Origin of the sequence: Carboxylicivirga longa (genome assembly GCF_050589825.1) — a bacterium.
Lineage (GTDB): Bacteria > Bacteroidota > Bacteroidia > Bacteroidales > Marinilabiliaceae > Carboxylicivirga > Carboxylicivirga longa.
Map to the genome: position 1 here is coordinate 50,986 of NZ_JBNGOZ010000023.1, position 16,784 is coordinate 67,769.

Consider the following 16,784-nt stretch of genomic DNA (forward strand, 5'->3'; position numbering starts at 1 on the left):
CTTATCATGGCCTGTTGCATGTGATTAAAATTTGAGATTTAAGTTAGCTCCAAAACTACGGGTCAATGGCATGCCATAGGTCTCAAGTCCCTGTCCACTGCCACTTCCAAGTGCTGCTGCTTCCGGGTCAATGTTGTCGGTGTTGCGCCATAGGTACACCAAATTGTTTCCGAATGCCCCAACTGACAGGCTTTTTATAAACTTATTTTCAAACCACCTTGCCGGTAAATTCCAGCTTACAGAAGCATCTCTCAGTTTAATAAAACTACCGTCATAAACATTTTCTTCATGTATCAGTCGAATATCGTGATAATACCGTTCTGGATTGGTATTGGCGTCGTAAGGAACTAAAGCACCACTAGCATCATGCGTAACTAGGCCCTCTGGGACCCACTTCTCGCCTGCAGCATATATATCACGCCCAACAAGTGTCTTCTTATTTTTCCCCATACCATAAGATGATTGCTCGGTGGCAGAGAAAATATCGTTTCCAAATCTGCCATCAATTAAAAATGAGATAGCTACATTCTTAATCTGAAATGTATTGCGAATACCACCCATCCAATCAGGAACACTATTTCCTAATACTTCATCTTCGTCTGCAATAATTGGTGTACCGGAATTGGTAACAATCTTATTCCCGTATTCGTCTCGCTGATATGCCTTACCAATGATTAAACCATAGGGCTGTCCAGGACGCGCTTGTATACTGGCACCTTGTTCCGAGGCAAGAACTAATTGGTCAAGGCCTGGATAAAGATCTATGATTTCATTTCTGTTCCTTGCCCAGTTTAAGTCAATAGTCCAGGCAAAACTATTATTTGAAAACGGTTTAAAGTATGATGTAACCTCAATTCCGGAATTACGAATAGAACCGGTATTAATTAAAGCTCCATTATAACCTGTTGAAGAACCAATTGCGACATTTAAAATTTGATCATCCGCAGTTTGGTCATAATAAGTTACATCTAGTCCAACTCTATTATTAAAAAATTTCAAATCGAAACCCAGTTCATAAGAGGTCGACATAGAAGGTCTCAAGTCTTGATTGGGAATATTATTGCCTGAAATACTACCGATAGGCGTGCCACTATGCGTAAACTGGTCGATGGTATAATATTGTTGTAACACATAAGGATTTGCATCAGACCCTACTTTGGCCCATGAAGCTCTTAGTTTACCGAATGAAAACCATGCCGGCTGGTTGAGAAATTCAGTGAAGATCAAAGATGAACTTACCGATGGATAGAAATACGAGTTATTATCGGCTGGTAAGGTGGAAGACCAGTCATTACGGGCTGAGAAATCGACATAGATAAAATCGCGGTATCCTAATTGAGTAGTTGCATATAAAGAGTTAATAGCACGTTCGGTAATGATGCGATTGGAGCTTCTGGTATTGCCGGAAAATGGATTTTGCAGATTCGGATCTGAAAAATTCTCTGAGGTATTGATAATTGTTTCGCTCCATGCTTGCATTCTGTTTCCTCCTGCATTTACATTAAAGCTAAAATCCTCACCAAAATTCGTATTGTATGAGGCCAATACATCAAAATTATTCTCCCAGCTCTTATTATTCGCCTGTCGAGCATAACCAATTGAACTATATGAGCCTGCCGTACCTATAGGACGAGTCACCACTGTTTTGTAAAAATTGAGATCTGCACCTGCACGTGCTGTTAAAGATAGTTGCTTAGAGAAAGCATACTTTAATGAAGCCATTCCCAACACGCGGTCTTTATTCATTGAATTGGTCGCTTCGTAAGCATCCCAATAGGGATTGCTATTTTGGAAATCATAACCAATAGGGTGACCGTCATCATCTTTGTACGACTTCAGTTCTTTTACATCATAACTATCTGGTAAATAATAAAGTGCATATATAGCTCCCACACTTCGGTTATCTGATTGTTCATTTGCATAACTCACTTTTACATCAAGCGTTAATTTATCGTCATAAAGTTTACTCGTTGAGCGTAAAGCGAATGTGTTTCTTGAATAGTCGGTATTTGGAATGATACCTTCGTTACTTAAATTGGAATAGGAAAAGCGCAAAGATGTATTTTCTGAACCACCTGTAATGGCCACACTATTATTTAGCGTCATCCCCGTTTTAAAGAATTCATCGTAATTTTCATGAAACTTGTAAATCCGTTCTTTACCGTCATAGGTTGCATCGTAAGTTTGATTGGCATATTTAGCTCCCCACATCATGAGCTGTCTTCTGGCGGCATCAACAGAGGTTGAGATTTTCCCTGCCTGGCCTTGTCCATACTGATCCTGCCAGTCTGGAAGTATTAAGGCCTGATCAAAGGTAGCTTTTGAGCTAAATTCAACACCAATATTTTTTTGGAAAGAGTCGCCACTCTTGGTGGTAATAAGCACTACCCCATTGATAGCACGCGTACCGTATAACGCTGTTGCAGCCGGCCCTTTTAAGACTGACATGGAAGCTATGTCATCTGGATTAATGGAAGCCAGTCCATCTCCATAATCAGCACTTGATCCAGTGACAGAGTTATTGTTCATTGGTATACCATCAACAACATACAACGGCTGATTACTGCCAGCCAGGGTCGAATTACCACGAATAATCACACGAGATGAAGATCCGGCACCACCGACACTGGGGGAAATTTGCATCCCGGCCACTTTACCACTAAGAGCATTCATTACGTTAGCATCCTGCGACTTGTCAAATTCGTCACCTTTAACTTCGGAAACGGCATAACCAAGCTCCTTTTTCTCCCGAGAGATTCCCAAAGCGGTTACCACAACATCATCCAATAGTTCAGTGGACTCTATCAAAGTTATGTTTAGGGTTGTAAGTCCCGCAACCTCCTTTACTACACTTTCAAATCCAATAAAGGAGAATTGTAGTTTGGCCCCTTCACTTACTACAATCGTAAAATTTCCCTCCATGCCACTCAGGGTTCCATTGTTTGGGTTTGCAACTTCCACAATTGTAACTCCAGGAACAGGGAGCCCATTTTGATCCTTAATAGTGCCCGATACAGACTTTGTTTGTGCTAAAACAAAATAATTGGAGGCTATTAACAGGAAACTCACCAATAGACTCCGTAAAAAATTCGGTTTGTTTGTGATTTTTTTCATCAACTTTGTTTTTAGTAGTTAACTAAAAGGATTTAAACTTCATTTTACTGCATTATCACCTGCTTCAATTTCATAGAAGCTGCATAGAAGCAATAAACATGTAAGAGAAAATAACATAGAGTGAAAAGAAGCTTTTCAATAAGGTTTAGCTATGTCGATTTTTACCATAACCTAAGCCAACTTAAAGAGGCCCTTTACATCCAATATATTTATACATCAAAATTAGATTGTTCCATAATACTACCGAAGTATTTTTTTGTCATTATAATGTACTATTTTATCATTTAGCCTTATGATTACACTTCAATTAACTCGCAAGAACGTTTTTAGCTTTACTCAACCCTATTCACTTTAAATATCTATACAAAAAGACAATAAAGCCACAATCATAAGTTCATCAAGAAAGAATTGCCGACGATCCACTCCCAATAACCGCTTTCTTTTTTACGATTACATTGATAATACTTTTTCATTGCTTCATTGATAGGATTCCGTAAGGCCTCAGACAGAAACGAACTGGTTTTTTCGTCCAGTAATCGCTATTTATGCAAAAACAGGGTTCTATGAGGCTTTTACCGTCGAACTCTACAACCCTATAAACAATTTCTGCATGGTTGACAATAATTTGATCATTTTACTAACGAAATGGATTCATGTAGCTGTGCATACCAGGCATAAGGCGCCCACACCTTTTGGATAGTATCCATGAATCATGTTTCGCCCATTAGCTACTAGAACGCTTATTGAATTCACTAAAAAGTATTGACTGCACCTGGTTACGTTTTTCGGGCCATTTCCTATAACAACCTTGAATTATGCCACATAACGCATCATCCACATCTTTAACAGATTAGATTCAGCGATAACTCCCAAATAAATGAAATCATGCTGCTATAACTTTCCATGGAAGCAGAATAACTACTCTTTACGAAATACAATCACTCTGCTTATTGGTTATCATTCGCTTTTTGGGGTCTGGACATTGCCCGCTTCCAGTTTTTATATATACCTGTAAGCTCCTTTACCTTTTCGGGGTATTTTTCTGCCAAATTAGTTACTTCACCTATGTCTTCTTTTAAATTAAAAAGGTTTGTGCCTCCTGGATAATAATCATCAGGCCCCTCTACGCATAGTCCATCTTCATATTTGAAACCGCGATGTTCCCAATCACAGTTACTGGTTAATTTCCAATCGCCTTTCCTAACGGCCCATATTTTATTACTTCCTTTCGCCCAACACAAACTCAAGTGATGCTGAATGCTATCATTATTAAATACCGGAAGGAGACTCTTGCCATCCAGATTTTCTGGAATACTGCCACCTACTAACGCTAATAGTGTAGGAAATAAGTCCATAGAGGATACAAGATTATGAAACTTAGCTGCCGGTATTTTTTGGGGCCAGCTAATTATCATGGGTATACGAATCCCCCCTTCTCCAAACATATATTTATAACCACGCAGAGGGGTGTTGTCAGAATAGGTATTGATCGTACCTCCATTATCTGAGATGAAGATAATAATCGTATTTTCTAATTTACCTTCTTCGTCAAGCGTATTGTATAGCCTTCGAATATTGTCATCCAAAGCTTTTAGTTGTGCTAAATAAGCTTTTCTCCCATATGGATATATCTTTCCCATATGCCCCCATTGGTTATGAAACTCTTGGTGTTTCATATCAGTTGGTTCCCAGTATGGAAATTCCCATTTATCGGCATTGCGATCAAAAGGAGTATAGGGAATCCCCACTAGATTTGCGTATTTTTCGGGAACAACATATGTTGGCTGGTGCACTGCATTGTATGATAACTGAATATAGAATGGCTGACCACCCCGATCACGCTTCACAAACTCAATTGCTTCATCAGTAAATATCTCTGTAGTAAAACCATTTTCATAAGATACTTCTTCTCTCTTATCATTTTTAACCAATGGCCCTATCACCTGGCATCCAAACTCTTCTACTCCTTTAGCTTTATATGCTTCAACATCTTTTTCGCTCAATCGTATGTAATCCCAGGTATGATGCATAAAACCTAGAAACTCGTCAAAACCATGGTCCGTTGGATATTCTGCAGCACCACCATTCATGTGAGTTTTTCCTACCTTTTTGGTATTATAACCTAGTTTCTTTAAGGCTTGAGGGATGGTGAGTTCATTGGATGGCAAGCCACCTTCATTGTACCAATAATTACCCCATCGTTGCTGGTATCTACCTGTTATTAAACCAGCTCTGGAAGGGCTGCAGATTGGCGCCGTTGAATAGGCATTGGTAAAATAGGCACCCTTTTCTGCCAACAAATCAATCGCTGGTGTACCAATCGCTTTGACATCTTGTGGAGCCTGAGATAAAAAGCTCATATCGGCATATCCAAGATCATCGACTACTATTAAAACAACATTGGGTCGGTTATCATGCGTGAAGCCATCAGCACTTGCCTGATGATTCCCACCTATAATGATAATCGTAAGTAAAAACAGTACTCTTCTTCGCATCCTTAAAGTCATAATAGTTTCCAGTTTTATAGGGTTTTACTCTGACAATCCCCACAGCAGCTATGCTAAATTTATTCATACAATGCTACCCAAACGAGCAGCGCCAAAGGGATATCTATATCTTAATCGTTCTATGGAGTACTAAACCCTTTAATCCACGAACCTTATCCCCTGAAGGCAAGATAACCTCTATACCAAGCTCTTGCCCGCCGGTAGACTCAAAATAAATCAGCTTAAAGGGATACTTACCTCCTTTGAGCGCCAAGTTACTTTTCTTGTATTCTGGCGCATGACACCCGTCATTATCAATTATCAATTGATTATTCAGAAAAAACTGTGCCCCATCGTCGGAACCCAACTTAAACTTATACAAACCAGTTTGTTCGATATTAATATATCCTTGAAACACCACTCCGAAATGATCTTCCGGGGCTTCTTCAGGTAGGCCTATTTGAGTTACATCAAAGACTCTACCTTGTGCTCTATCCACCTCACTACATGTGGTAAACTGTCCTTCAACAAATTTACATGTAAGTTCTTCTCTTTCATTTGTGGCCGAAAGACCTTGCATAAATTCTAACTTAACAGCGGGAACTTCGAGCACTTCACTAACTTCTCCTGTCTGGTTTATTGCCACCGCTTTCACCACTCCCTCCTCTGAAATAAGAATCCCATTCTCATACAAGTTGGATGATTGGTTAGGGGTTGAACCATCCAGGGTATAGTAAATTTTCCCACCTATTGCGTTATTGATCAGATCCAATGTGTCTGAAGTAATAAATTCGACTTTTTGACTTGAGGCAGTCGGCATTAAAACTTTATTAAAATAATTGACTCCAAGAATATCCAGACGCTTACAATGAGTATTAAGTCGCCTTGCAAAATCATCAAAATTACGCTGACTCTTCTGCAACCATCCCACTTCGGCTAACGCGCATGCTCTTGGATAGGCCATGTACTCAACGTGGTCGCCCGAGGGCATATATTCTGTCCATAGGTTGCCCTGCACTCCAATAATAAATTTTGCTTCGCTTTCGGTTAAGTCGGGCGGAATTGGATTATAGGAATAAACCTTACTCAAAGGTAAGAAGCCCCCGATTGCTAATGGCTCCTCATCTGAATCATTCTGATAATGATCCAGGTAGCAATAGGTATTTGGCGTCATAATTACTTTATGCTTCTGGCGGGCGGCTTCAATACCACCTTCAATACCCCGCCACGACATCACTGTTGCATTGGGAGCCAGGCCCCCTTCCAGTATCTCATCCCAGCCAATTATATCCCGGCCGTGGCCATTTAGAAACTTCTCTACCCTATTCACAAAATAGCTTTGTAAAGCATAGGCATCTTTGCACCCCTCCGTTCGCATACGGGCTTTACACTTAGGGCATTCATTCCATCTATCTTTCGGGCATTCGTCGCCACCAATATGAATATACTTGGAAGGAAAAATATCCATTACTTCCAGCAGCACATCTTCCAGGAAACGAAATGCCTGCTCATTACCGGCACAATACACGTCTTTAAAAACGCCCCAGGTTTTAGCTACGTCGTAAGGGCCACCAGTACACCCAAGATGAGGGTAGGCAGCCAAAGCGGCCTGCGCATGCCCCGGAAGTTCAATCTCGGGAATTACGGTTATAAAGCGGTCAGCCGCATACTTAACAATTTCGCGAGCCTGCTCTTGCGTGTAATAACCTCCATAGCGCTTACCGTCATAGATATCCTTACCACCTGAGGCATGGCCAACTTTTGTCTCATTGCGATAAGCCGCCGTTTTAATCAATTCGGGATACTTTTTAATTTCAAGCCTCCACCCCTGATCTTCTGTCAGATGCCAATGAAACACATTCATCTTATGCAAAGCCAACAGGTCGATAAACTTTTTGATAAAATCCACGGGATAGAAATGGCGTCCCACATCCAGGTGCAAGCCCCTGTATGAAAATCGTGGTACATCATTAATTTCAACAGCCGGAATTAACCATTTATCAACCTCAACGACCTCCCGGCTCTCGATAATCGAGGGTAAAAGCTGCCGCATAGTCTGAAAACCATAAAACAAGCCTACTGCATTGTTGGATTTTACCAGGATCTCGGTTTCTGTTATAGTAAGCTGGTAACTTCCTTCTTCACCATTAAATGCAGAATCTTCTATAAAGGTAATAGCCCCCTCTTCACGTTCTAAAGCAACTGCCGGAGAAACACTAAGTTTGAACCCTGTTGCAGGCGCTATAAAGTCAGCAAACGATTGTGCTACGAATTGACAGTTACCACCCCCAATAAACCTTAGCTGTGTTGACTCTGATAAATGAAACGCCCCCTGTTTACTGACCAGTTCTGAAGGATAAGGTATAACACTATACTCATTAACAGGTGATTTACAACCTCCTATTATACAACTAATCAACATAACCAATACTACGCAAAGCCTATTCATCTCTTTTATTTTTTTTCACTCAAAAAACTATATTAAAAATTCTAATACTGGACGCCTCCTTGAACTTTCCTAATCCATCGGCCATAGCAGCTACCAGACTAGTTGTTCCATATGGAGTATTTAATCGCCGAATCAAAGTCCGTGTAGTGAATGTATTTTTGATTCTCCATCCACAGCACCACCTCCTGCTCATTCTCCTTTAACCCTCGAGGTACATATGGCCGTACATTATCCAACTTTGAATTTTTGGTGATTGCCTTAATCTCCCAGGTTTTACCTCCGTCATTTGTTTCCCGTCTCTCGATTTCAAAAGTTCCTTTGACTTCTCTGGAAAGATAAACCACGTTTGCATTAGCAGGATGTAAAACCATTCCTCCAAAGTAATGTGGTTCAGGCTCTTTTTTTCTTCGAGGAGTTTCAGGAAACCACTTACCAGCCTTGCAGATTTCGGAGCTTATCCATTTACTTCCAGCAAACCTGGCGTAAAAATAGCGGTGGTCTGTTTCTTTAGGACTTTTGGTGTATAATACCACCGGATTTCCATGCTTATCCTGGGCAATATCAGCAATCCAGGCACGTCCTTCTTTTTTATTGGAACGATAAATTACAGAAGCGTCTTTGGGCTCAAAGGGTAAGCCGTCCATATCTGTTATTTTACTCCCATCGGCTCTATAAAAAGCTCCCTTTTCATAGCAGGCATAGTACACCGAATTTGTTGGCTCATTGCGTGGATGACCATCAGTGAAAACAATATGTATCTTTGATTTCCCATCGGAATAATACTTTACATACGGCCTGTTTGAATCATCAAACGGATAATTGGTGATAAATACTTTACTTTTCGTCCAGACCAGACCATTATCATCGGACCACATCATGTTGGGCTTGTAGCCGGTCCAACGCCCAAAACAGTAGATACGATTATCCTCGGCTTCGAGCCTGCAAGGGTTGGCGTAAGTTACATGCTCTCGTGGAAATTTCTTAATTTCTTCTTTGTCCCCAGGATTAAACAATTTGGCATCGTCAAAACTACTAATGTCGGCTCCCTTTGTGGTGCTATTAAAGTAGAACTCTTTTTTGGTGGAATGACGCGTATACGTAGCAACTATCCGTCCATCGCCTGTTTCAACAAAAGCCGGGTTATCATGGTCATCTGCTTCAAGACGGAAGAACAACTCTTTTGTCTTTATTTCTTTACCTGCTGCACTAAAAGAAGCCGCCTCAATAGTTCCATTCTTCTTTACCCAACCTGTTATTATATTTCCATCAACATAGATGGCCCGCGGATCGGAGAACCAACACCATCCACCATCTTTTGTTAAATATCCGCTGGCTGATTCCTGAGAAAACAAATTGGAGCAAGCAAGCAACAAAACCAGTACGTTGACTAATAATTTTATAGTGTTTTTCATAATGGTATTCATTTACTCAAATTGAATAGTAAATCCAAAACTGAAATTCTTGGCATTGAGCATGTATTTATCGTGCGTTTTTCCACCCCAGCTATTATCTCCTCCAACGCCCATTTGCTTGTAATCAATGTTAAGGGTGATGTTACCATCTCGCTTGAGGAAAATCGGATGGGTAGCGATTTCTAAAGTTTCCATGGTATATGGCCAGGCCGAAAAATGTATTAAATCTTTGGCTACAATCTTCAACCCCTTTTTCCTGGAGTCTGAAAAACTAACCCAACGTACATCGGCATGGTTACCATTTTCCTGTGGCCGTACATAATCGTGAATAAAGTCATCAATTTTGCCCCTATGAATAGCTACTTCTCCGCAGGTTTTGCGGTCCCAATAGGTTTCCCATGGTCCTCGCCCAAAGAAGCTAACATATTCATGCGCATCGTCAATTGCCATTTGCATCCCCAAGCGCGGCAATTCCGGAATATTGGTACCGCTTAAAGTCACAGATGTTTGCACACCAATAGAACCATCACCTGCAATAGAATATTTACACTCTACATAACTACTATCTCCAACACCTAACGCACTCTTCACCTCTACGACCACTTGTGATTTACTGGATCGGGTGGCATTTATTGATTGAACTTTCAGTGTAGGATTCTTCCATACAGCCAATCGTTCAGGCATTTTATTACCTCGGTCATTGTCTGTTGGCACCCGCCAAAAGTTCAATTTTAAAGGAGCAGTCAGCATCTCTTTCTTACTTCTTTTATAGGACACAATTTGACCCGTTTGCGAATCCACCTCCATCGAAAAGCTCTTATTATACACACGAATAACATCCTCACTCCAGTGCAAGCTGACAGACGGTAAATCTGTAAGAGGCTTTGCTTCAATAACAGGAGCATCAAAAGGTATTACGTACTGATCCCATGCTGTAACATGTCCTTTGCTGGCCCACAAGTTATCTTCACGTAATGTAGCCGTTACTTTTAGATGGTACTCTGCACCTGGTTGTATATCAGGTTTTGCAAATGGAATTTGAATACGCCTCTTTTGCCGAGGTGCCACATCAAAATTGGGTAATTCACCCTTTTGAAGCACAATTCCATTCTCTGTTAGTTCCCAGCTAAACATCAAATAATCGGTACCAATGAAGAAATTCTTATTAAACACATCAAAGGCGCCTTCTAATAAATCTACAGGCTCTATTTTCTGATACTGATACACTTTCTTCACTTCATACAACGATGGGTTGGGTGTACGGTCCGGGCGTACAATGCCGTTACAGCAAAAGTTACCATCGTTCGGATAGTCCTGATAGTCGCCTCCGTATTTAAAGTAAACATTGCCATTAGCATCTTTTGCCTGCAAGCCCTGATCTACAAAATCCCAGATGCACCCTCCCTGCAGATATTTGTACTCTTCAATCACATCCCAGTAATCCTGAAAGTTTCCAAGGCTATTACCCATTGCATGCGCATACTCCGAAAATATCCAGGGTTGTGTTCTGGTTGGAGATGCTTCGTAATTAAATGTTCCCCAAGCCCAAACACCCGGATATATGGTTCCGGCATTCCCTGAAGCATAATTAACTAACTCCCAAGGATGTGAATATTGAGGACACACAATATCGGTATAAGATCGTGTTCCGGCCCGTTCATATTGCACCAGTCGCCCCGGATCACGTTGTCGTATATAATCACGCGCTACTTCAAAACTGGTGCCGTCACCCGCCTCATTACCCAGTGACCAGATTATAATTGAAGGATGGTTCTTATCCCTTTCGACCATACGACGAATACGATCCAAATGAGCTTCGCGCCACTCTAGCTTATTAGCCAGTGTTACAGATGGTTCACAATCCGTACCATGTGACTCTATATTTGCTTCATCAATGACATACAACCCGTATTTGTTGCATAACTGATAAAAATAGGGATGATTTGGATAGTGCGACAAACGGACCGTATTGATATTATTTTGCTTCATAATCAATACGTCTTCTAACATTCTATCCTTTGAAACAGCTCTACCCGTTACCGGATCATGTTCGTGACGGTTAACTCCTTTAATATAAATGGGCTGTCCATTTACGAGTAATTCACCTTCTACTACCTTTACCTCGCGGAAACCAAAATCGCATGATACATGTTCGATAACGTTTCCATTGTCATCTTTCAAGGTCAAAATGACTTTGTATAAATTAGGCTCTTCGGCACTCCATTTCTTAGGTTTAATCACCTTATGCTTCAGATGCACTACACTTTCATTACCAGGAAGGATCATCACAGTCAGATGTTTGGTCAATGGGGATTGTTGATAATAATTCCCTTTTTCATCTACCAAATCAACCTCAAGGTGCGTTCGGTAATGAGCTGTATCAGCATAATTATGCAAGTAAGCTGTCACATTAAGTTCTGCATGGTTGTATTCAGCATCAAATTCACTGCTAACAAAAAAGTCGCGGATGTGCAGTTTAGGTGCGGCCATCAGGTAAACGTCCCTAAAGATTCCGCTGAACCGGAAAAAATCCTGATCTTCAAGATATGAACCGTCACTCCAACGATACACTTCAACAGCCAATACATTCTCACCTGTTTGTAGATAATCCGTTATATTGAACTCAGCAGGTGTCATACTTCCCTGGCTATAGCCAACTTTCTGTCCGTTGACCCAAAGGTAAAAGGCGCTTTTAACTCCATCGAATTGAATAAATATTTCGCGTCCGTCCCACGATTCATCAACAGTAAAGCGATGCCGATAAGAGCCTACCGGGTTACGCATCTCAAAAGAGGTATAGGCACTGTCCGGTTCAGACATGACATAAGGTGGATTGTTTTTAAACGGATATTTAATGTTTGTATAAATTGGTTTACCATATCCTTGCAGCTGCCAGTTAGATGGCACTGGAATAGTCTTCCAGTCAGAATCATCAAATGCGGTCGTGAAAAAATTTTTCGGACGTTCATCGGGATGCTTCACCCAGTTAAATTTCCAATGTCCATTGAGCATTTGAATCCAGGGTGAGTTTTCCATATTAGCTGTTAACGCCTGCTCAAAACTATCAAATGGGTAAAGTGTAGCATGAGGCTGCTCCTTATTCACTCCCACAAAAGAAGGATTTTCCCAATCATTCTGTGACTGAGCCATCAGCTGTCCCATTGCTAATGTCAAACAAAAAGAAACAGCTAAAAATATTTGGATAAAAGCCGCCCGCCTTTTAATGTAATTACTTATTATCATATGTATTTTTTTACTTTTCGTTTGCTATAATTGTTGGCTAAACAGGACTAAAGCCATTTGTAAATACGCATCAATCCTGTTTAACCTTGAATTGGGCGATAAAATCCATTAACTGCTCCATGTTTATTACTCGAAACCTGCAATTCCCATGTGACTATATGAATCCAAATGCATAAAAAGGCCAAACTTTGGATTACACCAGCTCTCCGGATTCTCAGCCACAGCAGGTTCTTTTATTGAAATCTGTTGTAAACCCCATCCACCAGAAATCATCACGCTCATAATACGGTTTTAATATACGCTGTTCTATCTCATACCCAATTCTCTGACTAATCAAAGGATTGACCTTATCAAACTCTTTATTGAAAAAATAGTGGATTAACGCCATCGATTCGCCAGTATTAACTGCGCCCAAATCAATAATAGGTTCGGTTACATTGGGCAGGCTTCCTTCAGACTTTTGCATATATAAATGAGCAGAAAGACACCAGGATGTTTGCTCACAAATCGCAAATACACCATCTATGACGCAATTTAGGAAACGCCCTTCACCTTCCACCAGCTCTGCCAACATAAGGCTATACAATGCTTTAGTTCACTGCCCATTAATTGATTGCATACTATTACGATCACCATCTTGCATAAATCGAAGATAACTTGTGGCCTTAACAGACGGCCAATTGTAGTCTAAATACTTCTCTCCAGCCTTAATGTATTTCTCCTTCCAGTTTTCGGGCAACCCATTCCAGAAAGTTCGATCACTATACGATGGATATTCAGGCCCCCTAATAGATAACCAATCCACCTTTTCAGCAGTTTTTTGTAATATATCTTTATCTGTATGCTTTGTTACCGCATAGCTATTCACTAATAAACATGCGCTTATCAGGGACAGCAACACCTTTCTCATAACCTCCTAATAGTATACAAGTTGAAGAACTAAATTAATTGTTAATTCACTGATTTAATGACAAAAAGCTTTTATAAAACTACCCGCTTACGCAGGCATTATCTCATATGATAACGTTTCTACAATTCAAGTTGTGAAGCATTCTTATCTATCAACTGATTAATTTTCTGTACCGACAAATGCGAGTAAAGGTCGTCTTGAGGTGTATTCTTTGCATAATCAACCAGCTTATCAATAGTGGTTGTAGCTACATGCATACGCGTATCAGACGAAGCGTAATAAATAAAGACGGAACCATCATCTTCAACGATCCAGCCATTAGAAAACAGCACATTGGACACATCGCCAACCCTTTCATCTCCTTCGGGTGCCATAAAATAACCTCCGGGCTGATGAATCACTTTAGAAATATCCTCTTTATCCGTCATAAACACATAGAGAACATAACGCAAACCCGCCGCCGTGTTTCGAACTCCATGTGCCAAATGCAACCAGCCTTCATTAGTCTTAATTGGAGCTGGTCCTAAACCATTTTTTAATTCATAGACCGTGTGATACTTCTTTTCATTTATAATAATTTCCTTGTCGACATGTGGCCTTTTCATATCTTGAATGAAGCCTAAGCCAATACCTCCACCACCACCTACATCGATAAATCCATCTTGCGGACGAGTATAGAGCGCATATTTACCCTTTACAAACTCGGGATGCAACACAACATTGCGTTGCTGCCCTGAATAGCTTACCAAGTCGGGCAAACGCTCCCACTCCACTAAATCCTTCGTGCGGGCGATGCCAGCATTTGCCACTGCCATACTCGTGTCGCCTTCGGGTGATTTCGGATCTTTCCGCTCTGTACAAAAGATGCCATATATCCAACCATCTTCATGTTGCGTAAGGCGCATATCATAAACATTCACATCAGGCTCTTCGGTTTGAGGTAAAGTGATTGGACGCTCCCAAAAACGAAATCCATCAATCCCATTATCACTTTCGGCTACAGCGAAATATGATTTACGGTCTGTTCCTTCTACCCGTGCCACCAATATATATTTGCCATTCAATTTTATAGCGCCCGCATTAAATACCGCATTAACTCCTATTCGTTCCATACAGTATGGATTAGTTTGAGGATTTAAATCATAGCGCCAATTTAATGGTACATGAGCCGCTGTCAATACTGGATATTCGAAACGCTCAAACACTCCATTTGACGGTGAAATCGTTCTGTTTTTTGTTTCAATCAGTTGATTATATTCAGCTACAAGCTCTTTTATTATCATATTAAACATCTTGTATTTTTACTTAATTTTATTTTAATTTATTCCACCAGTTTTTCTTTAGGATAAGGACACACACAAGCGTTATGGCAATGGTAATGTACATGGGCATTTGTTGCCCCAAGACCAGATACATGGGTAAAATAACAAGACCTGTCTGGGCAATCACTCCTACCACCACATTCACCATATCACGACCAAAGTTTTTGTCTGACACAAACGTTGGATCCTCTGCAACGACCTTATCATGAATCGGTTTCCAGAATCCCCATGGCCTGACTTTCTTATAAAAATTCTTCAGAGTTTCCTCATCATTTGGAGGATTCAATAATGTTCCTGCTACACAACCAATAATGGAGAGAACTAAAAGTATCGGGAAATAATAAAGATCCAGAGTCTCACTAAAAACATATGGAAAAATCAATGCAGGAACCAAACCAGCCACCATTCCCCAGAAAAAACCGGATCCATTAAAACGCCACCAATGCCATTTGAGCACATTAGAGGCTACATAACTGCCATACAGGGCAGAAACAATCCACTGTAAAATAGAATTTACATCAGTTGCAAACACGCCAAAAATGATGCTGATTACAACGACAACCAAACCTGTTGTATAATTGGTAATCTTTATCTGCCGATTGGAAGCTTTCTTATTGTAATATTTTAAATAAATATCATTTACAATATAGGCCTGTGCTGCATTTAATGTTCCGGCGAAGGTTGACATAAAGGCTGCTAATAAACCGGCCAATAATAAACCCATAAATCCAACTGGAACAAACTCACTGATAGCCGATGGCAAAATTTGCTCAAAATCAACTTTATCTCCTACCACCAGGTTTAACCTATCGTAATACAAAATAGCCAATACCGCAAAACCAGTAATCATGATATAGCGGATAGGCATTAATACCACACTTACAAAACCACTCATTTTGGCAGCTTCTTTAGGTGAAGCTGTGGAAAGAATTTTTTGCATATCGTAATTGGGTGCCGGTCCGGCAATACTAGCCAATACCCCTTTAAACAACATCATCATAAAGAAGATTCCAAATAGCGAATAACCGTCGGAAGCAATTTTATCATTCACTTTATCTATGATACCGGTCCAATCCATATTCATCCGCCATTCAAAAAAGGGATTCATCCATCCATCCGGGACATTCAAAACGTTCCCATCTAAGGCAGACATAGCAAGAAACCCTATTACAAAAGCTGACACAGTCATTATAAGGTATTGAACCACATCGGCCCAAACAATCCCAGACATACCTCCAAGAACGGAGTAAAAAACAGCAAACGACGTAAATATGATGCCATATATATGCGGGGCATACGATGCCGGCACAACAAAAGGAATCAGGGGCGCTACATATTCCCATGGAATAAAAATCTGCACAAATTTCCCCAGACCAATGAAGCCATAAGCCAAGAATCCAAGGCAGTTGACTAATGCGAATACAACTACAATGGTATGCGATAACCGCCCATCCCGACCATTGCCAAATCTAAAGCTAATCCATTCGGCCCCGGTGGTTACGTTTGATCGCCGCAGCCAGGCCGACAGATAAACCATCAAAAATATCTGATTAAAAACCGGCCACAACCAAGGTATCCACACGCTCTTCAATCCATACACAAAGGTTAGTGTTACCAACCACATGGTACCTGAAATATCAAACATACCAGATGCGTTCGACAATCCTAGCATATACCAAGGTAACTTCTTCCCCCCAAGTAAATAAGATGACATATCATTCTGAGCCCTCCGTTTCAGCACCAGCCCAATAACGATGGTCGACAGCAAATATGTTAGAATAATTGCAAAATCCAGACCTTGTAAATTCATTTTTAACTCTTTAAGTTAATTGTAAAACAAAATTTTAG

The 16,784-nt window shown here is 40.5% G+C and carries 9 protein-coding genes; all 9 read right to left on the minus strand.

Going from position 1 to position 16,784, the window contains the following annotated elements; translation table 11 throughout:
- Positions 1-24 precede the first annotated feature (24 nt).
- The gene (locus ACRD7A_RS16250) at positions 25-3,114 is read right to left on the minus strand and encodes a SusC/RagA family TonB-linked outer membrane protein (RefSeq protein ID WP_430812259.1); all 3,090 of its coding nucleotides are present in this window, start codon (positions 3,112-3,114) and stop codon (positions 25-27) included.
- Positions 3,115-4,061: 947 nt separating this feature from the next.
- On the minus strand, positions 4,062-5,609 hold the full coding sequence (locus ACRD7A_RS16255; protein WP_430812260.1) for a sulfatase family protein: 1,548 nt from the start codon (positions 5,607-5,609) through the stop codon (positions 4,062-4,064).
- A gap of 115 nt (positions 5,610-5,724) precedes the next feature.
- Complete coding sequence (locus ACRD7A_RS16260) at positions 5,725-8,049, minus strand: family 20 glycosylhydrolase (protein ID WP_430812261.1); 2,325 nt, start codon at positions 8,047-8,049, stop codon at positions 5,725-5,727.
- Between the two features lie 98 nt (positions 8,050-8,147).
- Positions 8,148-9,461 carry a BNR-4 repeat-containing protein gene (locus ACRD7A_RS16265; protein ID WP_430812262.1) on the minus strand — a complete coding sequence of 438 codons (1,314 nt, stop codon included), beginning with the start codon at positions 9,459-9,461 and terminating at the stop codon, positions 8,148-8,150.
- Between the two features lie 12 nt (positions 9,462-9,473).
- Complete coding sequence (gene lacZ, locus ACRD7A_RS16270) at positions 9,474-12,704, minus strand: beta-galactosidase, LacZ type (RefSeq protein WP_430812263.1); 3,231 nt, start codon at positions 12,702-12,704, stop codon at positions 9,474-9,476.
- Between the two features lie 214 nt (positions 12,705-12,918).
- Positions 12,919-13,278, minus strand: coding sequence for a hypothetical protein (locus ACRD7A_RS16275; protein ID WP_430812264.1), 360 nt, complete (start codon positions 13,276-13,278; stop codon positions 12,919-12,921).
- Positions 13,279-13,299: 21 nt separating this feature from the next.
- On the minus strand, positions 13,300-13,509 hold the full coding sequence (locus ACRD7A_RS16280) for a hypothetical protein (protein WP_430817956.1): 210 nt from the start codon (positions 13,507-13,509) through the stop codon (positions 13,300-13,302).
- Between the two features lie 224 nt (positions 13,510-13,733).
- On the minus strand, positions 13,734-14,897 hold the full coding sequence (locus tag ACRD7A_RS16285; RefSeq protein ID WP_430812266.1) for a glycoside hydrolase family 130 protein: 1,164 nt from the start codon (positions 14,895-14,897) through the stop codon (positions 13,734-13,736).
- A 28-nt stretch (positions 14,898-14,925) separates the two neighbouring features.
- Entirely contained in the window at positions 14,926-16,746 is a 1,821-nt protein-coding gene (locus ACRD7A_RS16290) for a sodium:solute symporter family protein (protein ID WP_430812267.1), read from the minus strand.
- Positions 16,747-16,784: the final 38 nt, after the last annotated feature.